The sequence below is a fragment of the Streptomyces sp. NPDC052040 genome (genome assembly GCF_044548405.1).
GTDB lineage: Bacteria > Actinomycetota > Actinomycetes > Streptomycetales > Streptomycetaceae > Streptomyces.
Genome location: NZ_JBIUBV010000001.1, coordinates 65,799 through 84,950 on the forward strand (window position 1 = coordinate 65,799; position 19,152 = coordinate 84,950).

The 19,152-nt window shown below is 73.2% G+C and carries 15 protein-coding genes and 1 pseudogene; 11 read left to right on the top strand and 5 right to left on the bottom strand.

Annotation, left to right across the window (positions count from 1 at the left end):
• The first annotated feature begins 67 nt into the window (after positions 1-67).
• The 5 genes from ACIHAA_RS00305 to hflX all read left to right on the top strand — a co-directional run bounded on the left by ACIHAA_RS00305 (position 68) and on the right by hflX (position 7,494).
• Positions 68-559 carry a hypothetical protein gene (locus ACIHAA_RS00305; RefSeq protein ID WP_399813659.1) on the top strand — a complete coding sequence of 164 codons (492 nt, stop codon included), beginning with the start codon at positions 68-70 and terminating at the stop codon, positions 557-559.
• Between the two features lie 135 nt (positions 560-694).
• A complete protein-coding gene (gene dapF / locus ACIHAA_RS00310) occupies positions 695-1,564 on the top strand; it encodes a diaminopimelate epimerase (RefSeq protein ID WP_399810966.1) in 870 nt (289 codons plus the stop codon).
• Positions 1,565-2,010: 446 nt separating this feature from the next.
• Complete coding sequence (locus ACIHAA_RS00315; RefSeq protein WP_399810970.1) at positions 2,011-4,230, top strand: RelA/SpoT family protein; 2,220 nt, start codon at positions 2,011-2,013, stop codon at positions 4,228-4,230.
• 101 nt (positions 4,231-4,331) lie between these two features.
• Positions 4,332-5,822 carry a M1 family metallopeptidase gene (locus ACIHAA_RS00320; RefSeq protein WP_399810973.1) on the top strand — a complete coding sequence of 497 codons (1,491 nt, stop codon included), beginning with the start codon at positions 4,332-4,334 and terminating at the stop codon, positions 5,820-5,822.
• A gap of 178 nt (positions 5,823-6,000) precedes the next feature.
• The gene (gene hflX, locus ACIHAA_RS00325) at positions 6,001-7,494 is read left to right on the top strand and encodes a GTPase HflX (RefSeq protein WP_399810976.1); all 1,494 of its coding nucleotides are present in this window, start codon (positions 6,001-6,003) and stop codon (positions 7,492-7,494) included.
• A 153-nt stretch (positions 7,495-7,647) separates the two neighbouring features.
• On the opposite strand, the gene ACIHAA_RS00330 is transcribed toward hflX, so the two are convergent.
• Both ACIHAA_RS00330 and ACIHAA_RS00335 read right to left on the bottom strand, forming a co-directional pair.
• A complete protein-coding gene (locus ACIHAA_RS00330; RefSeq protein ID WP_399810978.1) occupies positions 7,648-8,871 on the bottom strand; it encodes a trypsin-like serine peptidase in 1,224 nt (407 codons plus the stop codon).
• A 92-nt stretch (positions 8,872-8,963) separates the two neighbouring features.
• On the bottom strand, positions 8,964-9,449 hold the full coding sequence (locus ACIHAA_RS00335) for an FUSC family protein (RefSeq protein ID WP_399813661.1): 486 nt from the start codon (positions 9,447-9,449) through the stop codon (positions 8,964-8,966).
• On the opposite strand from ACIHAA_RS00335, the gene ACIHAA_RS00340 reads away from it, so the two are divergent.
• Positions 9,363-9,683 (top strand): hypothetical protein, encoded by a 321-nt coding sequence (locus ACIHAA_RS00340; protein ID WP_399813747.1) that lies wholly within the window; start codon positions 9,363-9,365, stop codon positions 9,681-9,683. The genes ACIHAA_RS00335 and ACIHAA_RS00340 overlap by 87 nt on opposite strands.
• 115 nt (positions 9,684-9,798) lie before the next feature.
• Here the strand turns inward: ACIHAA_RS00340 and ACIHAA_RS00345 are convergent, their stop codons facing one another.
• Positions 9,799-10,371 carry a hypothetical protein gene (locus ACIHAA_RS00345; RefSeq protein WP_399810980.1) on the bottom strand — a complete coding sequence of 191 codons (573 nt, stop codon included), beginning with the start codon at positions 10,369-10,371 and terminating at the stop codon, positions 9,799-9,801.
• A complete protein-coding gene (locus tag ACIHAA_RS00350; protein WP_399813748.1) occupies positions 10,353-10,505 on the bottom strand; it encodes a hypothetical protein in 153 nt (50 codons plus the stop codon). The genes ACIHAA_RS00345 and ACIHAA_RS00350 overlap by 19 nt, the downstream gene beginning before the upstream one ends.
• Positions 10,506-10,549: 44 nt before the next feature.
• Between ACIHAA_RS00350 and ACIHAA_RS00355 the strand changes: the two are divergent.
• A pseudogene (locus tag ACIHAA_RS00355) lies at positions 10,550-11,326 on the top strand (molybdopterin dinucleotide binding domain-containing protein); the annotation flags it as partial.
• A gap of 43 nt (positions 11,327-11,369) precedes the next feature.
• Here the strand turns inward: ACIHAA_RS00355 and ACIHAA_RS00360 are convergent.
• On the bottom strand, positions 11,370-12,038 hold the full coding sequence (locus ACIHAA_RS00360; RefSeq protein ID WP_399810982.1) for a hypothetical protein: 669 nt from the start codon (positions 12,036-12,038) through the stop codon (positions 11,370-11,372).
• 454 nt (positions 12,039-12,492) lie between these two features.
• On the opposite strand from ACIHAA_RS00360, the gene ACIHAA_RS00365 reads away from it, so the two are divergent.
• The 4 genes from ACIHAA_RS00365 to ACIHAA_RS00380 all read left to right on the top strand — a co-directional run bounded on the left by ACIHAA_RS00365 (position 12,493) and on the right by ACIHAA_RS00380 (position 19,140).
• Complete coding sequence (locus ACIHAA_RS00365; RefSeq protein ID WP_399813663.1) at positions 12,493-13,938, top strand: diaminobutyrate--2-oxoglutarate transaminase family protein; 1,446 nt, start codon at positions 12,493-12,495, stop codon at positions 13,936-13,938.
• Complete coding sequence (locus tag ACIHAA_RS00370) at positions 13,935-16,046, top strand: IucA/IucC family protein (RefSeq protein ID WP_399810984.1); 2,112 nt, start codon at positions 13,935-13,937, stop codon at positions 16,044-16,046. Before ACIHAA_RS00365 ends, ACIHAA_RS00370 begins: the two co-directional genes overlap by 4 nt.
• 39 nt (positions 16,047-16,085) lie before the next feature.
• Entirely contained in the window at positions 16,086-16,946 is an 861-nt protein-coding gene (locus tag ACIHAA_RS00375; protein WP_399810987.1) for a GNAT family N-acetyltransferase, read from the top strand.
• A gap of 220 nt (positions 16,947-17,166) precedes the next feature.
• Positions 17,167-19,140: an ATP-dependent DNA helicase gene (locus tag ACIHAA_RS00380; protein WP_399810990.1), complete on the top strand. Its 1,974-nt coding sequence runs from the start codon at positions 17,167-17,169 to the stop codon at positions 19,138-19,140.
• Positions 19,141-19,152 lie beyond the last annotated feature (12 nt).

Below are 19,152 nucleotides of genomic sequence, written 5' to 3' on the forward strand. Positions count from 1 at the left end.
TCCGGCGGCATGCCATCATCAAGCTTCGATCGACCAAGTGGAGTCCGAGTTGGGAGGGCGCGTGGCGATGGAGGCCGGCCCTCGCGACACCGCAGAGAGCGCGGAGCACGACACGGCGGAGGCCGGAGGCCGACGGCTCAGTTCCGACGGCCCCGAGGAACAGGTCCCGGGCGGTGTGACGGACGACGGTCCGACCGCGGAGGAACAACTGTCCACCGGACCCGAGGTCGAGGTGGAACTGCGCCCCCAGCGCCGACTGCGGATCTGGCAGCTCGCCCCCATCGTGGCGCTGGCGGCGCTGGGCTCCCTGATGTTCGCGTTCCCGCTCGCGTTCGAGTTCGGGGACGGCGGCGCCGTGGTCGCCATGCTCGGCCTGCTGATCTTCTCCTGCGCCGCGGGCTGGGGCATGATGGCCGCCCGCCGGGTCGGCCACACCTGGCCCGGACTGCCGCAGCGCGGCTCCGGCCGCCGCCCCGACTGGCGTGTCGTCCTCACCTACGTCGTCGTGGTCGCTCTCGTGGTCGTCCTGGCCGTATGGCGCGTCGCCCGCCTGCGCTGACCCCGGGAGCCCTTGGCCTCTCCGCCCCGCGTGTGCTGGAGGCCCCCCGCCCCATGCGCCACCCCCGGTCCCGGCCCGGCTCCCACCCCTCGGACCGCTCGCCCGGGACGCGTCGCAACCCCGTACGATCGAGGAATGAGCACGCGGATTGCCTTCCTCAAGGGGCACGGCACCGAGAACGACTTCGTGATCGTCCCGGACCTCGAGAACGCCGTCGACCTTTCCCCGGCCGCCGTCGCCGCCCTGTGCGACCGCCGCGCCGGCATCGGCGGTGACGGTCTGCTGCACGTGGTGCGGTCCGCCGCGCACCCCGAGGCGGAGGCGATGGCCGCCGAGGCGGAGTGGTTCATGGACTACCGCAACGCGGACGGCTCCATCGCCGAGATGTGCGGCAACGGCGTGCGGGTGTTCGCGCGCTACCTCCAGCATGCGGGCCACACGGCCGAGGGCGACCTCGCGATCGCCACCCGCGCGGGCGTGAAGTCCGTGCACATCGCCAAGAACGGCGATGTCACCGTCGGCATGGGCCGGGCGCTCCTGCCCGAGGGCCAGGTCACCGTCACCGTCGGCGAGCACAGCTGGCCCGCCCGCAACGTCAACATGGGCAACCCGCACGCGGTCGCCTTCGTCGACGACCTCGCCGACGCGGGCACCCTGTACACCGCGCCCCCCTTCGCCCCGGCGGCCGTCTATCCGGACGGCGTGAACGTCGAGTTCGTGGTCGACCGCGCTCCCCGCCATGTCGCGATGCGCGTCCATGAGCGCGGCTCCGGCGAGACCCGTTCGTGCGGCACGGGCGCCTGCGCGGTCGCCGTCGCCGCCGCCCGCCGCGACGGCGCCGATCCGGCCGTCACGGGCACCCCGGTGACGTACACCGTGGACCTTCCCGGCGGCACTCTGGTGATCACCGAACACCCGGACGGCCAGGTCGAGATGACCGGCCCGGCGGTGATCGTCGCCGAGGGCGGGATCGACGCCGACTGGCTGCGCACCGCGACCCGCTGAACCGACGCTCCGTCAACCGGGGCCGACCCCAACCGGCCTGAACCGACCAGGGCCTCTCGGGGGCGAACAGGCGGCGCGCCGAAGCACGGGGGAGCACACCGGGCGTGACACTCGGCACAGTGGATGGCCGGAAATCGCCCTCGGGCGGTCTCTTGGTACGGCTCCGGATCACAGACCGCCCGGCTCGCGCCATTCCGATCCGCAGCCCGGAGCCGCCGGGGGTGTTCGAATCCATGGGTGGCGTTCCAGCCGCTGGCCGAAAGTCATAAACACCGGGATTGTCGCTCGAATGGGTGATCCGTTTCACGCTCGGCGAGAGCCGGTCAGGCGGGCGTGATGGGCTCGATAGCATCAAGCACCGGCCCGGACGGGGGACCGACGCCATCCCCTGCGCCGCGTATGCCCAGGGGCACTCCGTCCGCCGGTCGACGAGCCGGAGGTGCCCCATGAGTGCGGAGGCCACAAACCCTGCCACCCCTGCCCCCGCCACGCCGGGGACGCACCGCAGAAAGAGCCGCCCCCGGATCGACCTGCGCCGCCTGGGGCGTGCCGCCCTGCTCGGCCCCGCCGTCCGCGACCGGCTGCCCGACGCCATCGGCCATGTGGCCGAGGCGCACCGCGCCCACCACCCCGACGCCGACCTCGAACCCCTGCGCAGGGCCTATCTGTTGGCCGAGTCCTCGCACCGCGGGCAGATGCGCAAGAGCGGTGAGCCCTACATCACGCACCCCCTCGCCGTGACCCTGATCCTCGCCGAACTCGGCGCCGAGACCACCACCTTGACCGCCTCGCTGCTCCACGACACCGTCGAGGACACGGAGGTGACCCTCGACCAGGTGCGCGAGCAGTTCGGCGAGGAGGTGCGCTATCTCGTCGACGGCGTCACCAAGCTGGAGAAGGTCGACTACGGCGCGGCCGCCGAACCCGAGACCTTCCGCAAGATGCTCGTCGCCACCGGCAGCGACGTCCGCGTGATGTCGATCAAACTCGCCGACCGCCTGCACAACATGCGCACCCTCGGCGTGATGCGCCCGGAGAAGCAGGAACGGATCGCCGGGGTCACCCGGGACGTGCTCATCCCGCTCGCCGAACGCCTCGGCGTCCAGGCGCTCAAGACCGAGCTGGAGGACCTCGTCTTCGCGATCCTCCACCCCGAGGAGTACGAGCACACCCGCGAACTCATCACCGAGAACGCGGCGCACGGCGACGACCCGCTCGCCGCCATGGCCGAGCAGGTGCGCACGGTCCTGCGCGAGGCCGACATCCCGGCCGAAGTCCTCATCAGACCACGGCACTTCGTCTCGGTGCACCGCATCTCCCGAAAACGCGGGCGGCTGCGCGGCGCCGACTTCGGACGGCTGCTGGTCCTGGTCAACGAGGACGCCGACTGCTACGGGGTCCTCGGCGAACTCCACACCTGCATGACCCCGGTGGTCTCGGAGTTCAAGGACTTCATCGCCGTCCCCAAGTTCAACCTGTACCAGTCGCTGCACACGGCGGTCGCCCGCGAGGACGGCGAGATCGCCGAAGTCCTCATCCGCACCCACCAGATGCACAAGGTCGCCGAGGCGGGCGTGGTCGCGCTCGGCAACCCGTACGCTCCCGCGGCCGACGGGCCCCCGTCCGACGCCCCGGCCGCCGACGGCGAGCGCGTCGACCCCACCCGCCCCGGCTGGCTCTCCCGGCTCCTCGCCTGGCAGGAGGCCGCCCCGGACACCGACACCTTCTGGTCGACCCTGCGCCAGGACCTCGCCCAGGACCGGGAGATCACCGTCTTCCGCCCCGACGGGGGCACCCTGGGGCTCCCCGAGGGCGCGAGCTGTGTGGACGCGGCTTACGCGCAGTACGGGGAGGACGCGCACGCGTGCATGGGCGCCCGGGTCAACGGGCGCCTCGCCACGCTGGGCACGGTCCTCAGGGACGGCGACACCGTGCAGCTCCTCATGGGCCAGGACCCCGCCTCCGAGCCCTCCAGGGAATGGCTGGACCATGCGCGCACCCCCGCCGCGCGGATCGCCATCCAGCGCAGACTGGCGGCACCCCCCGCGCCGGGGGAGCCCTCCGCCGCCGCACCGGCGCCCGGCGCGTTCCGGCACGGCACCGGAGCCGGGGCGGACCCCACCGGCGTACACCCCGGCGCGCCCGCCGCCGGGCGCCCGCCCGCGCCGCCCGTACGGCCCGTGCACCCCGCGGACACTCCCGGCGCACGCGCCGCCAGCGCGGTCGTCGACCTGCCCGGCGCCTCCGTACGCCTGGCGGGCTGCTGTACACCGGTACCGCCCGACGAGGTCACCGCCTTCGCCGTCCGCGGGGGCACGGTGACCGTGCACCGTGTCGAATGCGCCGGAGTGACGCGCATGAAGGGCTCCGGGCGCGCCGAGATCGGCGTGCGCTGGGGCGACACCGCGGACTGCCGGGTCACCCTCGTCGCCGAGTCCTTCGGCCGCCCGCATCTGCTCGCCGACCTCACCGAGGCCATCGCCCTGGAAGGGGTGGCCATCGTCTCCGCCACCGTCGAGCCGCCCAGCCAGCAGCGCGTGCGCCACACCTACACGCTGCAACTCCCGGACGCGGCCCATCTGCCGTCCCTGATGCGCGCGATGCGGAACGTGCCCGGGGTGTTCGACGTCAGCCGGGCCCAGCACGCCGCGGCCGCCGCCCGCTGACCGCCGCAAGGGCCGATCCGCCGGGGTCCGGCTGAATCCGTTCGGGTGGGCCCGGCGCGCGCCGTCACCGCGCGATGGGCGTCCGCTGGTAGCCGTGGTCCATGCCGCACACCCCCCGATCCGCGATCCCCCGTGCCCGGCGCGCCCGGGCGGCCCTGCTCGCGTGCGCCGTCACCGGCTGTCTGATCGCCGCGAGCGCGCCCCGGCCCGCCGAACCCCTGGGCATCGGCGACCCGCTCTACCCGACGCTCGGCAACCCCGGCTACGACGTGCTGTCGTACGACCTCTCCTTCACCTACCCCGGCGCCAACAGCACGCCGCTCACCGCCGTCACCCGGATCCGGGCCCGCGCCACCGAGCGCCTGGAGAGCCTCAATCTGGACTTCACCCACGGCACGGTCTCGTCCGTCGACGTCAATGGAGCGCCCGCGGACTTCACGACCGCGGGGGAGGACCTGGTGATCACCCCGGCCGCCCCGCTGCCCAGGGGCGGCGCGCTGACCGTCACCGTGCGGCACACCAGCGACCCCACCCCGGAGAGCGGCCGGGAGGGCGGCTGGGTGCAGACCGACGACGGACTGGTGATGGCCGACCAGGCCGACGCCGCCCATGTGGTCTTCCCCTGCAACGACCATCCCTCCGACAAGGCGCTGTTCACCTTCCATGTGACCGTGCCCGACGGCTACACGGCGGTGGCCAACGGCCTCCCGCTGGGCACCCGGCGCACCGGCACCGCCACCACCTGGAGCTACCGCACCCGCCACCCGATGGCCACGGAACTCGCCCAGGTGTCCATCGGCCGCAGCGCCGTGCTGCATCGCAGCGGCCCGCACGGGCTGCCCCTGCGCGACGTCGTCCCCGCGAGCGACGCGGCGGCGCTGGAACCCTGGCTGGCGAAGACACCCGCCCAGATCGCCTGGATGGAGAAGAAGGTCGGCCCGTACCCCTTCGAGACCTACGGACTGCTGATCGCCGGGGCGCGCACCGGCTTCGAACTCGAGACCCAGACGCTCTCCCTCTTCGAGAAGGACGTGTTCACCAACAAGGCGTACCCCCCGTGGTACGTCGATTCGATCATGGTGCACGAGCTGTCCCACCAGTGGTTCGGCGACAGCGTCAGCCCGCGCACCTGGTCCGACCTGTGGCTCAACGAGGGGCATGCCACCTGGTACGAGTCCCTCTACGCGGAGGAGACCGCGCACCGGCCGATGGAGGCGCGGATGAAGGCCGCGTACGGCCTCTCCGACCGCTGGCGCGCCACCGGCGGGCCGCCCGCGGCCCCCGAGGCGCCCCGGCCCGGCCAGAAGATCGCGCTCTTCCGGCCGAGCGTCTACGACGGTGCCGCGCTGGTGCTCTACGCGCTCCGCCAGGAGATCGGGCAGCCCGCCTTCGAGCGTTTGGAGCGGTCCTGGACCGCGCTGCACCGCGACTCCACCGCGACCACGGCCGACTTCGAGCGGCTCGCCGCCCAGGAGGCGGGACGGGACCTGAGCGGCTTCTTCCGGGACTGGCTGTACGGCCGGAGGACTCCGCCCATGCCCGGCCACCCGGACTGGAAGAGCGACCCCGTCCAGAGCCCCGCGACGGGGTGACAAATCGGATGACGGGACCGGCCGTGCCGTGCGACCATCGACAGGTCGGCGACGCGGCCCCCGGCCCGGGCGCCGGGAATCTCCCGGCCGGCCCGAGCGTTGTGACCTGTGCCCGGGGTGTGCGCCACGACGGCCCGCACCACCGCCGCAATCGGAATCCCAACGACGTAAGGACCCAATGACCTCCTCTTCTTCCCCTTCCCAGGACACCAAGCGCCCCGAGCGCACCCACCCCGAGGGTCTTCGGGCCGATGCCCTGATGGAAGAGGACGTCGCCTGGAGCCACGAGATCGACGGAGAGCGGGACGGCGACCAGTTCGACCGCTCCGAGCGCGCGGCCCTGCGCCGCGTCGCGGGCCTGTCCACCGAGCTCGAGGACGTCACCGAGGTCGAGTACCGGCAGCTCCGCCTGGAGCGCGTGGTGCTCGTCGGGGTATGGACCTCCGGGACCGCGCAGGACGCGGAGAACTCGCTGGCCGAGCTGGCCGCCCTCGCGGAGACCGCGGGTGCGCTCGTGCTCGACGGCGTCATCCAGCGCCGCGACAAGCCCGACGCGGCCACCTACATCGGCTCCGGCAAGGCCGCGGAGCTGCGGGACGTCGTGGTGGACACGGGCGCGGACACCGTCATCTGCGACGGTGAGCTGAGCCCCGGCCAGCTGATCCACCTCGAGGACGTCGTCAAGGTCAAGGTCATCGACCGCACGGCGCTGATCCTGGACATCTTCGCCCAGCACGCCAAGTCCCGGGAGGGCAAGGCGCAGGTCGCGCTGGCCCAGATGCAGTACATGCTGCCCAGGCTGCGCGGCTGGGGCCAGTCGATGTCCCGGCAGATGGGCGGCGGCAGCGGCGGCGGCCTGGCGACCCGAGGCCCCGGTGAGACCAAGATCGAGACGGACCGCCGTCGGATCCGCGAGAAGATGGCGCGGATGCGCCGGGAGATCGCGGAGATGAAGACCGGCCGCGAGATCAAGCGCAAGGAGCGCCGGCGCAACAAGGTGCCCTCGGTCGCGATCGCGGGCTACACCAACGCCGGAAAGTCCTCCCTGCTCAACCGCCTCACGGGCGCGGGCGTCCTGGTGGAGAACGCGCTGTTCGCCACCCTCGACCCGACCGTGCGCCGCGCGGAGACCCCGAGCGGGCGGCTGTACACCCTGGCCGACACGGTCGGCTTCGTCCGGCATCTGCCGCACGACCTGGTCGAGGCGTTCCGCTCGACCATGGAGGAGGTCGGCGACTCGGATCTGATCCTGCACGTGGTGGACGGCTCCCATCCGAATCCGGAGGAGCAGCTGGCCACCGTGCGCGAGGTGATCCGCGAGGTCGGCGCCACGGACGTGCCCGAGATCGTCGTGATCAACAAGGCGGACGCGGCCGACCCGCTGGTGCTCCAGCGGCTGCTGCGGATCGAGAAGCGCGCCCTCGCGGTCTCGGCCCGCACCGGCCGGGGCATGGGGGAGCTGCGCGCCCTGATCGACAACGAGCTGCCCAGGCCGTCCGTCGAGGTCGAGGCGCTCGTGCCCTACACCGAGGGCCGTCTGGTCGCGCGTGCCCACTCCGAGGGCGAGGTGATCTCCGAGGAGCACACCCCGGAGGGCACGCTGGTCAAGGTCCGGGTGCACGAGGAACTGGCGGCGGAGCTGGCACCGTACGTCCCGGCCCCGGCGCTCTGACCCGCCCGCGGAAGGCCCGCCCCCGGCCCGGGAGCGCCCGGCCCTGAAGGCCCGCCCCCGGTCCGGCGCCTTCCAGCGACCGCCGAAAGGCCCGCCCCCTGGACTCACCGTCCGGGGAGCGGGCCTTTGGTCACTGACCGTGGTGGCGGGCGGTCACCGGTTCGCGAACTTGCCGCTGACCGACTCGTAGACGCCCTTGGCCTCCTTGCCCAGCCGGGGCCCGGCCAGCCAGCCTGCCTTCACCGGACCGATGGAGGTGTTGGAGACCAGGGACGGCACCCCGTGCGCGTCCCGCTCCACCCAGCCGCCGCCGGACGCCCCGCCGGTCATGGTGCAGCCGATGCGGTACATCGTCGGGTCCGTCCGCAGCAGGGAGAGCCGCCCCGGCCTGTCCTGGCACTGGTACAGCTTCTGCCCGTCGAACGGCGCCGCAGCCGGGTAGCCGCTCGCCGTGATGCGGGGGGCCTTCGGCACGGCCGGAGCGTCGAAGTCCACCGGGAGCGCCGAACCGACCGTCTCCTCCAGCGACTTACCCCCGGGCCCGCTCTCCGGGGTCACATGGATCACCGCGAAGTCGTACGGCGCCCCCTGCCCGCCGGTCTCGTCGCCCTGTGCGATCCACTGGGGCGAGGTCTGCGCCCAGTCGCCCCACCAGACGCCGTACGGGGCGACCTCCTGACGCGGGGCGTCCTTCAACCGGTCCGTGGTGAGGCCCGAGTTGTTGTACGCCGGTACGAACACGATGTTGCGGTACCAGCCGCCGTCCTTGCCCGCGTGCACACAATGGCCCGCCGTCCACACCAGGTTGGACTTGCCGGGGTGCGCCGGGTCCTTCACCACGGTCGCCGAGCAGACCATCGTGCCCTTGGGGGAGTCGAAGAACACCTTGCCCGCGGTGGGCGCGTGGTCGTGGTACGCGGGCGCAACGGCCCGTGCCGTCACCGGGGTGGGGACCGGGTCGGTGACCCCCTGGTCGCCCGCGAGGTCGCCCGCGCCCACCACCTTGTCGGGGTCGTTCGCCCCGCGCATCCGGGACGGGTTCCACAAGCCCTTGATGACGGGGTTGATGAAGTCGTCGGCCTCACGCAGCCAGTCGGCCCTGGTCCACTTCTTCCAGGCGCCGTTCTGCCACTTTCCGACGTCGATCCCGTGCTCCCGGAGCCTGCGCCTGATGTCGTCCGGGATCCTGTTCTTCCCGTCGGCGGCGGACGCCGACGAGCCCGCCCCGCCGGCCGCCCGTGAACCGTCCCCGGAGTCGCACGCGGTCGCGGTCAGCGCCAGCGCCGCGGCGAGGCCGACCGCCGTCAGCACGGGCCGGGTCCGGCCGCGCGGGGTCCCTCTCCCGGAGACGGCGAAGAGCGGGCGTATGCGTCGCATGGTGTGAACTCCCCCTGGCACGGACCTGTTTGAACGGCCCCCACCCTAGGCGCCCGCGGTGAGCGCCCTTCCCCCGGACGGCAACGGTTCCGCTACAAGCCGCCCGCCGCGTCGTCGGCCTCCCGCAGTTCCACGACTGCCGTCACCAGATGCACCTGAACGAAGGCGGGCGGCACCCCGGTGAGCCGGTCCAGTGCCCGTCCGGCCCGCTCCGCGGCCTCCTCGCAGGAGGCCAGCGCCCGTTCCACCCGGATCGCGGCCCGGTCGTGGACCACCAGCAGCGCGCACAGCAGCGCCACGGCGATGCCCAGGATGCTGCCCAGGACCCGGTCGGGGATCGGCTGCCCGGCCGGGGCGGGCGCGGCCAGATCGCTCAGCAGCAGCGCCATCGGCGTGAGGAAGGCGACGCCCAGGCCGTAGTTGAAGGCCACCCCGTACTCCAGCAGGAATTCCAGGAGCACGACCAGCGCCGTGAGCGCCACGGGCCCGGGATGCGCGGCCAGGGCCCCGATCGCCAGCAGCAGCCCGCCGACCGTGCCCAGGGTCCGCTGGACGGCGCGCTGGGCCGTGGTGCGCAGGTTGACGCCAGTCCGGCCGGGACGGCGTTTTTGCTGCGGCGGCAGGCCCGGCTGCTGACCGGGCGGCGGCGCCGGGCTCCCGTCGTGCTGGACGAGCTGTCCGCCCTGACCGGGGTGGCGCCCACGGCCTCCGGCAGCCGTACGGTCTGCGGCAGCCGTACGGCGGGGCGGGCTCCCGGGCCGCTGCGCGGACCCCCGGCGGTCCCGCCGCCCGGCGCGCCGGCGAACTTCTGACCGGGCGGCGCCGGGGCACCGGCCGTCTCGCCGTCCTGACCGTCCCCGCCGTACGGATGGCCCTGGGCACCGGAGCGGCGGGCGGGGCCGCCGCCCTGCTGGGCCTGGAGCGCGGCTACTGGGCGGCGATCTCGGCCGCCGCCGTGCTGCACTCGGGCCGCGGGCCAAGCGGTCGGCTCGGCGGCCGGGGCGGGGTGGTCGGCTCCGCCGAACCGGCAGCCGGGCGCGGAGCGGTCGACTCAGCCGGGTCGGCGGCCGAGTGGGGGCCCGAATGCCCGGCGGAGCCGGCCAGCAGAGCCCAGCACAGATCGGTCAGCCGGACGAAGACGGTGTCCCGGCCGGACCCCGGCCGCCCGGCGTCCGCCGACGGCGCCACGCCGAGGCACCGATCGGCATGCAGGACCGCCACAGTCGTACGGTGCCGCGTCCCCCGCGGGTCCTCCCCGGCCCCGGACGCCTCCAGCAGTTCGGCAAGACCCCGCAGTGCCGTGGCCACCGCCAGCCGCTGCGGCCGGTCCGGATGGAACAGCGCACCCGACATCCCCAGCAGCCACGCGACCGCCGCTCCCGCCGCGGCAAGGGCGCTGTACGGGAGCACATCACCCCACCCGGCCAAGCCATTGGCGGCCACCGCGAACGAGAACAGCAGCAGCATCGCGCCCAGTCCGCTCAGCCCGGTGCGTCGCATACGAACTTCGTCGCCCCCGCGACCAGCGCCGTCGCCACGACCACCGCGGCGACCCCGGCCCCGCCGCTCCCCGGCCGCGCCCAGGCGGCGAGGACCGCACCGCAGCCCACCAGCGCCGTCATCGCGGCGGCCACCAGGGCCAGTACCCGGGCGCGGCGCGGATAGGGCAGATTGCGGCCATCTGGTGCACGGCCGGAGGGCGCTCATCCTGCCCTGCCTGGGCCGCACCGAGAAGGACCACCAGCGCCACGGCATCCAGCGGACCTCGGTCGAGGACTCCATGAGCATGGTCCACCTCTCCCTCGGCATGAAGCGGCCCGCCTCGGAACACCTGCTGTCCGAGCCCGCCATCATCGCCCGCCTGGCCCGGGCGGCCCTGCCGGACAGCCCCACCCCCTGGGAGTGGTACATCGAGGACTACGACCGCATCCGCGACACCATGGCCCAAGTCCTGGACGGCTTCGAGGACTTCAACCGCAGGGTGCGCCTGCCGCTCGGCTTCCGCATCAAGCAGCCCGCCCGCGAACTGGTCTTCCTCACCCCCTCGGGCCGCGCCGAGTTCTCCACCGCGCCGCTGCCCGACGTGGTCCCCGCCCCCGGCCGCCTGGCCCTGGGCACCATGCGTTCCCACGACCAGTGGAACACCACCATCTACTCCGACAACGACCGCTATCGCGGGGTCAGAAACCTGCGCACCCTCGTCTTCATGAACCAGGACGACATGCGCGACCGCGGTATCGGCGAGTTCGACCCCGTCGACATCACCAGCACCGCCAAGGACGGCAGCCGACGCCATCTCGACGGCTATCTCGCCATCCCCTACGACATCCCCCGCGGCTGCGCGGCCGGTCACATGCCGGAGATGAACGTACTGCTCGCGCACTGCGACTACAGCATCCAGAGCGAACAGCCGCTCATGAAGCACGTCAACGTCACCATCGACCGGGCCGCGTGAGGGACGGTGACGCCTGAAGGGACGAGGGCCCGCTGAACGGCCCTTATGCCGGGTGGAGTTCGGCGGCGGCGTCCTGGAGATCCTGGTGGCTGTGGTCCATCAGCTCGCCCAGGTCGTGCAGCCCGGGATCGATCTCCTGGGCACGCGGTGCGGCCCGCCGGAGCCAGTCCGCCATGGCGAGGGCCAGGTCGACCGCCTTGTCCGTCTCCCCGTCACTGAGGTGCTCCTCGATCCTGAAGGAGATCCCGGCGACCGTCTCGTCGTCGGTCTCCGGGACCAGATAGCCCCGGAGACCCGGAGGGTAGGGCGTCCGCTCCCGGTCCTCGCGCAGCGCGGTGACCACGGCGGAGTTCTCGCTGAGCCGGTCCAGGAGCCCCATGAACACATACAACCGGGCTGCCAGCCGGGGAAAGCCGGGAAACCGGTCGAGCCAGACCGCCAGCTCGCGCTGACCGCCGAGAGAGTCGGTGACCTGGGACATCGCCTCGGCGGAGGAATTTGACTGCGCCCAGTGGTAGGGCAGCAGGCGCGCCACCTGCCCGGCGAGTTCCCTCTCCTGCTGCGGGGTGAGCGTGCCGTCGGTCAAGCCGCTGACCAGGGCGCCGTCGATACCGAAGCCGACCGGCCCCGAACGGTCCCGCGCACTGCGCTCCACATCGTGGCGCAGCCGCAGCAACTCGTCCTCGATCCTGCTCAGCAGCTTCTCCCGCATGAAACCTCCCGGCCGAAGGGACCCGCACCCCTCACCATGCCGCCCGGGACGGGGGACCGCGCGCCGAGCAGCCCATGCGGGCTATGGGGTCTACCCGCGCCATACGGGCTGCGCGGGCTGTGCGGGCTATACGCGCCGTACGGGCTGCGCGGGACGTGCGGGCTGCGCGGGCCGGACCGGCTGTCTGGTCCGCCCGGGCAGCGGACTGCGGACTGCGGGCAGCGGGCAGGGGACGGCGGGCGGCGGGCAGGGGACATCGGACGTCGAATGTCGGATGTCGGACGGCAAGGATCTTGGTGCCACCCGCTTCCAGCGCCCGTTCACGTCGTTGATACGTACGGGGTGACCTGCCGTACGCGCCGGAGCCCCCCGCCCCCGTCCCCTCTGAACAGTGGGAGGAACTGACGTCGTGACCGTGTCGGAGACTGCGGTGGTGCCGGAGGAGGGCGACTCGGTGGGGCACACCGATACGGAGGGGCGCCGCCCCGGGCCGGAAGAGCCCCCGGCAAGCAGCGGAGCGCGCTCGGCCTACGAGTCCATTCTGCGCCGCCAGTCGATGCGCGAGTCCGCCGCGCGCACCTACGCCCGGGCCCTGCCCATCGTGCCCGTGCGGGCACGCGGACTCACCATCGAGGGCGCCGACGGCCGCCGCTACCTCGACTGCCTCTCCGGCGCGGGCACACTCGCCCTCGGGCACAACCACCCCGTGGTCCTGGAAGCCATCCGCAAGGTCCTCGACTCCGGGGCGCCGCTGCACGTGCTGGACCTGGCCACCCCCGTCAAGGACGCCTTCACCACCGAGCTGTTCCGCACCCTGCCGCCCGCCTTCGCCGACCGCGCGCGGGTGCAGTTCTGCGGACCCGCCGGGACGGACGCCGTGGAGGCCGCGCTCAAGCTGGTGCGCATCGCCACCGGACGGGACGGGATCCTCGCCTTCACCGGCGCCTACCACGGGATGACCGCGGGCGCCCTCGAAGCCTCCGGGGGCGCCACCGATGTACGCGTGACCCGGCTGCCGTATCCGCAGGACTACCGCTGCCCGTTCGGGGTCGGCGGCGAACCCGGCGCCGAACTCGCCGCCCGCTGGACCGAGTCCCTCCTCGACGACACCAAGTCGGGCGTACCGCTGCCCGCCGGGATGATCCTGGAACCCGTCCAGGGCGAAGGCGGGGTGAACCCCGCTCCGGACACCTGGATGCGCCGTATGCGGACGATCACCGCGACCCGCTCCATCCCGCTGATCGCCGACGAGGTGCAGACGGGCGTGGGACGCACCGGCCGGTTCTGGGCGGTCGAGCACAGCGGGGTGGTCCCGGACGTGATGGTCCTCTCCAAGGCGATCGGCGGCAGCCTGCCGCTCGCCGTCGTCGTCTACCGCGACGACCTCGATGTGTGGGAGCCCGGCGCGCACGCCGGCACCTTCCGCGGCAACCAGCTCGCCATGGCCGCGGGGGCCGCCACCCTCTCCCACGTCCGGGAGAACGGCCTCGCCGAACGCGCCGCCGTCCTCGGCACCCGTATGCTCTCCCAACTCCGCTCCCTGGCCGCAGCGTTCCCCTGCGTCGGAGACGTGCGGGGCCGGGGACTGATGATCGGTGTCGAACTGGTCGACCCCGACCCCGATGCCGCCCCCGAACCGGGACCGCCCGGCACCCCGGGCCCCCACCCCGCCTCTCCCACCCTGGCCGCCGCCGTCCAGCGGGAATGCCTGCGGCGCGGCCTGATCGTCGAACTGGGCGGACGCCACGCCGGAGTGGTCCGCCTGCTCCCGCCCCTGACGATCAGCGACGAGCAGACGGACGCGGTGCTGGACCGGTTCGCCGACGCCGTGACCACGGTCGCCCGCAACGCCGCCCGGGCCGCCCGCCCGCTCGCATCAACCCCCCAGGAACTCCCTTGAACACCACCCCCACATCCCCCGTCAGCCCCCCACCCGCCCCTCCGGAACCCACCCTCACCGAAACCTCCAACCTCCCCCCGGCCCCCACCCCCTTCCCCCACCAGCCCCCACCCCCCGAACGCCCCCCATCCCCGCCGGAACCCCCCACCCCCAGCGCGCACCCGAACGCCCCGGCGCACGCCGACCGCCCCGACCGCCCCGCCCACTCGGGCCCCCCGGCGCACCTCCCCACTCCCGAGCCCAGCGCCCCCCGGGAGTCCTCCGACCCCCTGGAGCACTCCGACCCGTACACGGCAGCCCAGGCCGCCACCGTGGAGAACCTGCTGCGGTGCTGGGTGCGGGAGACCGGCCTCGCCGTTCCCGCCGGTGCCGTCCTGCGGATCCCGCTCGCCGCCAGCGGGGCCGCGCTCGACGTCCCGGTCCACTACCGTTCCGCCACCGGCTGGCACCGCTTCGGCCCGCCCCGGCTGGCGGGCACCCCCGCATGGGCCCCGCCCGTGGACGCCGTGACCCTGGCAGCACTGCTGGCACGCGAGACGACCGCGAGCGCGCCCCCCGCCACCCCCGCGCACAGCGGAGACACCGTGGCCCCGCAGGCCCCGCAGGCCCCGCAGGCCGAGGGCAGCGGACAGGCGCAGGCGTTCGGTTCCAGCCATGCCGGCGACCTGGCGCGCCAGGTCGCCGACTCCGCCCGCCGGACGGCGCTCTTTATCGCGGACCGCCGCGCCCGGCCCGCGGACACCGCCGACGGCTTCCTCTCCGCGGAGCAGGCCCTGCTGCTCGGCCACCCCACGCACCCCACGGCCAAGAGCCGTGAGGGCCTCACCGACGCCGAGGCCCGGCTCTACTCACCCGAGCTGCGCGGCGCCTTCCCGCTGCACTGGTTCGCGGTCGCACCCTCCGTCCTCGCCACCGACTCGGCCTGGACCGAACGCGGACGGCCCGTGTCCGCCCTCCGGCTGGCCGAACGCCTCGGGGGCCCGTCCCTCTCCCTGCCCGACGGCTTCGCCGCGCTCCCGCTGCACCCCTGGCAGGCCCGCGACGTCCTGCACCGCCCCGCTGTCGGCGCCCTGCTGGACACCGGACTGCTCCGGGACCTCGGTCCCCTCGGGGAGCCCTGGCACCCCACCTCCTCCGTCCGTACCGTGTACCGCCCGGGCACCTCCGCGATGCTCAAGCTGTCGCTCGGCCTGCCCATCACCAACTCCCGCCGCGAGAACCTCCGCAAGGAACTCCACCGCGGTGTCGAGGTGCACCGGCTGCTGCGCGGCGGCCTGAGCGAGGAGTGGCGGGCGGCCCACCCCGGCTTCGACATCGTCCGCGACCCCGCCTGGCTCGCCGTCGACCAGGCGGACGGCACCCCCGTGCCCGGTCTGGACGTGATGATCCGCCACAACCCCTTCACCCCGGCGGGCCACGCGTACTGCGTCGCCGGACTCGTCGCACCCCGATGCCGCACCCGCACCGCCGGACAGCAGCACCCCGACCACCCCTCCCGGCTGGCGGAGATCATCGCGCGCCTCACCGGACGTACCGCACGTCCCCGCGACGCCGTCTCCACCGAGTGGTTCCTGCGCTACCTCGCCCAGGTCGTACGGCCCGTCCTCTGGCTGGACGGCGAGGCGGGCATCGCACTCGAAGCGCACCAGCAGAACACCGTCGTCCTGCTGGACCCCGAGGGCTGGCCCGCGGGCGGCCGCTACCGGGACAACCAGGGCTACTACTTCCGTGCGTCCCGCCGCGCGGAACTCGACGCCCGGCTGACCGGCATCGGCGAGCACAGCGACACATTCGTCTCCGACGAGGTCACCGACGAACGCTTCGCCTACTACCTCGGCATCAACAACGTGCTCGGCCTCATCGGCGCCTTCGGCTCCCAACGACTCGTGGACGAAAGGCTGTTGCTCGCCGCGTTCCGCCGCTTCCTCGCCGACGCGGCCACCGGTCCCGAACGGCTGCGCACCTCCCTCCCGGCCCGGCTGCTCGACTCACCCGTGCTGCGCTGCAAGGCCAATCTGCTGACCCGGCTGCACGGCCTCGACGAACTCGTCGGCCCGGTGGACACCCAGTCGGTCTACATCACCCTCACCAACCCCCTTCACTCCTGAGGACCATGCCCCGTCCCGTCTTCTGAGAGGAGCGTCGCCGTGTCTGCCACCGATGCCAGCACCGACGCCGACACCGCCTCCGCGTCGAGGCCCCTCACCGGCATGGGCCCCGTCCGCCGCCCGGAAGCCGTGCCGGCCCGCGGCCCGGGCCCGGTCGGCGGCCCGGAGGGCGAGGACACCCTCGACCTCCGGCTGCCCGAGGGGTTCACGGCGCTGTACACGGAGGAGGAGACGAGCCCCATGGTGCCCACCCCGGCCGCCGACCCGGACGACGTTCCCGCCGCACCCACCGCCCCTGTCCACGCCCCCGTGTCCGTGCCGCAGGACACCGGCCTCGTCGGCCAGGTCGCCGACTGGGGTCCGACCAGCACCCCGGTCGGTGCCTTCCACCTCCTTCCGGTCCGCCTCGAACGCGATCTCCGCCTCCTCGCCCGGTGGATGAACGACCCCACCGTCGCCGTCTTCTGGCAGCTGGCGGGCGATGAGTCGGTGACCGGGCGGCATGTGCGCGCCCAGCTCGCCGGTGACGGACGCAGCGTCCCCTGCCTCGGCGTACTCGACGGAACCCCCATGAGCTACTGGGAGGTCTACCGCGCCGACCTGGACCCCCTGGCCCGTCACTACCCCGCCCGCCCCCACGACATCGGCATCCACCTCCTCATCGGAGAAGTCTCCGCCCGGGGACGGGGCCTCGGCTCGGCCCTGCTGCGAGCCGTGGCCGATCTCGCCCTCGACCGCCGCCCCGCCTGTGCCCGTGTCGTCGCCGAACCCGACCTACGCAACACACCCTCCATCGCCGCCTTTCTCGGCGCGGGCTTCCGGCTCTCCGCCGAGGTCGACCTGCCCGGGAAACGGGCCGCCCTCATGATCAGAGATCGGATCCTGCGCCATCTGCTGTAAGACCGTCATCACTCTGCGTAACGACCCGTGTTCCCCGCGGGTTCCCGGTCCGAGGAGTTCTGTGCAGAATCTGTCCGCCCGCCGGGCCCGGGCCGCCTCCGGAGCCCGCCCCGCACGGGCCGCCGACCCGTCCTGGTCCCCCCGCACCACCCGTCCGGGCAGGGTGCGCCCCCGCCTTCGTGCCCGGCTTGTCAGTGCGGGGCCGTAGGGTGGTCGCGCTATGACGAAGCCCTCACTCCCCGAACTCCTGCATGCAGCCGTCGCGGCCGTCGGCGGCACGGAGCGCCCCGGCCAGGTGACCATGGCCCACGCCGTCGAGGAGGCCATCGACGACGGCACCCACCTGCTGGTCCAGGCCGGCACCGGCACCGGAAAGTCGCTCGGCTATCTGGTGCCCGCGCTCGCACACGGGGAGCCCGTCGTGGTGGCGACCGCCACCCTGGCGCTCCAGCGCCAGCTGGTGGAGCGGGACCTGCCGCGCACGGTGGAGGCGCTGCATCCGCTGCTGCGCCGCCGTCCGGAGTTCGCGATGCTCAAAGGCCGGTCGAACTATCTGTGCCTGCACCGGCTGCACGAGGGCATGCCTCAGGACGAGGAGGACGGCCTCTTCGACCAGTTCGAGGCCGCGGCACCCAGTAGCAAGCTGGGACAGGACCTGCTGCGGCTGCGCGACTGGTCCCAGGAGACGGAGAGCGGCGACCGCGACGACCTCACCCCCGGTGTCTCCGATCGCGCCTGGGCTCAGGTGTCGGTGTCGTCCCGGGAGTGCCTCGGCGCCTCCAAGTGCGCCTACGGCGCCGAGTGCTTCGCCGAGATGGCCCGTGAGCGGGCCAAGCTGGCGGAGGTGATCGTCACCAATCACGCGCTGCTCGCCATCGACGCCATCGAGGGCGCGCCGGTCCTCCCGCAGCACGAGGTGCTGATCGTCGACGAGGCCCATGAGCTGGTCTCCCGGGTGACCGGGGTCGCCACCGGTGAACTCACCCCCGGCCAGGTCAACCGGGCGGTGCGCCGTGCCGCCAGGCTCGTCGACGAGAAGGCCGCGGACCAGCTCCAGACAGCCGCCGAGGGCTTCGAACGACTGATGGAACTGGCCCTTCCGGGGCGGCTGGAGGAGCTCCCGGAGGACCTCGGCCATGCCCTGATGGCCCTGCGGGACGCCGCCCGGGCCGTCATCTCTGCCCTGGGCAACACCCGGGACAGATCGGTCCAGGACGAGGACGCCGTGCGCAAGCAGGCGCTGGCCTCGGTGGAGAGCGTGCACGACGTGGCGGAGCGGATCACCACCGGCTCCGAATGGGACGTCGTCTGGTACGAGCGCCACGACCGGTTCGGTGCCTCGCTGCGCGTCGCCCCGCTGAAGGTGTCCGGGCTGCTCCGGGAGAAGCTGTTCACGGACCGCTCGGTGGTCCTGGCCTCCGCCACGCTGAAGCTGGGCGGAGACTTCAACGGAGTGGCCGGATCCCTCGGTCTCGCCCCCGAGGGCACGGAGGGCGAGGACCTGCCGCAGTGGAAGGGCGTCGACGTCGGCTCCCCCTTCGACTATCCGAAGCAGGGCATCCTCTACGTCGCGAAGCATCTGGCTCGCCCCGCACGGGACGGCGACCGCGCGGACATGCTGGACGAGCTGACGGAGCTGGTCCAGGCGGCCGGCGGACGGACCCTGGGGCTGTTCTCGTCGATGCGGGCGGCCCAGCTCGCCGCCGAGGAGCTGCGCACCCGGATCCCCGAGTTCCCGATCCTCCTCCAGGGGGAGGAGACGCTCGGCGAGCTGATCAAGAACTTCGCGGCCGATCCGAAGACCTCCCTCTTCGGGACGCTCTCGCTCTGGCAGGGAGTCGACGTCCCCGGACCCAGCTGCCAGCTGGTCGTCATGGACAAGATCCCCTTCCCCCGCCCCGACGACCCGCTGATGAGCGCCCGCCAGAAGGCCGTGGAGGACGACGGGGGCAACGGCTTCATGGCGGTGGCCGCCACACACGCCGCACTGCTGATGGCCCAGGGCGCCGGCCGTCTCGTACGGGCCTCCGGAGACCGTGGTGTGGTCGCCGTACTGGACCAGCGGCTCGCCACGGCCCGCTACGGCAGCTATCTGAAGGCCTCGCTCCCCGACTTCTGGTACACCACGGACCGTAACCAGGTGCGCAAGTCGCTGGCGGCCATCGACGCGGCGGCCACGGCCCAGGGCGTGTGACCTGCGAGGGCA

What these genes read in the sequence shown, in the direction of transcription:
- ACIHAA_RS00320 (WP_399810973.1), top strand. Translation starts at nt 4,332, where the DNA reads ATGCCGCACACCCCCCGATCCGCGATCCCCCGTGCCCGGCGCGCCCGG.
- ACIHAA_RS00330 (WP_399810978.1), bottom strand. Translation starts at nt 8,871, where the DNA reads ATGCGACGCATACGCCCGCTCTTCGCCGTCTCCGGGAGAGGGACCCCG.
- hflX (WP_399810976.1), top strand. Translation starts at nt 6,001, where the DNA reads ATGACCTCCTCTTCTTCCCCTTCCCAGGACACCAAGCGCCCCGAGCGC.
- ACIHAA_RS00305 (WP_399813659.1), top strand. Translation starts at nt 68, where the DNA reads ATGGAGGCCGGCCCTCGCGACACCGCAGAGAGCGCGGAGCACGACACG.
- ACIHAA_RS00345 (WP_399810980.1), bottom strand. Translation starts at nt 10,371, where the DNA reads ATGCGACGCACCGGGCTGAGCGGACTGGGCGCGATGCTGCTGCTGTTC.
- dapF (WP_399810966.1), top strand. Translation starts at nt 695, where the DNA reads ATGAGCACGCGGATTGCCTTCCTCAAGGGGCACGGCACCGAGAACGAC.
- ACIHAA_RS00315 (WP_399810970.1), top strand. Translation starts at nt 2,011, where the DNA reads ATGAGTGCGGAGGCCACAAACCCTGCCACCCCTGCCCCCGCCACGCCG.
- ACIHAA_RS00360 (WP_399810982.1), bottom strand. Translation starts at nt 12,038, where the DNA reads ATGCGGGAGAAGCTGCTGAGCAGGATCGAGGACGAGTTGCTGCGGCTG.
- ACIHAA_RS00340 (WP_399813747.1), top strand. Translation starts at nt 9,363, where the DNA reads ATGCGCGGCCAGGGCCCCGATCGCCAGCAGCAGCCCGCCGACCGTGCC.
- ACIHAA_RS00380 (WP_399810990.1), top strand. Translation starts at nt 17,167, where the DNA reads ATGACGAAGCCCTCACTCCCCGAACTCCTGCATGCAGCCGTCGCGGCC.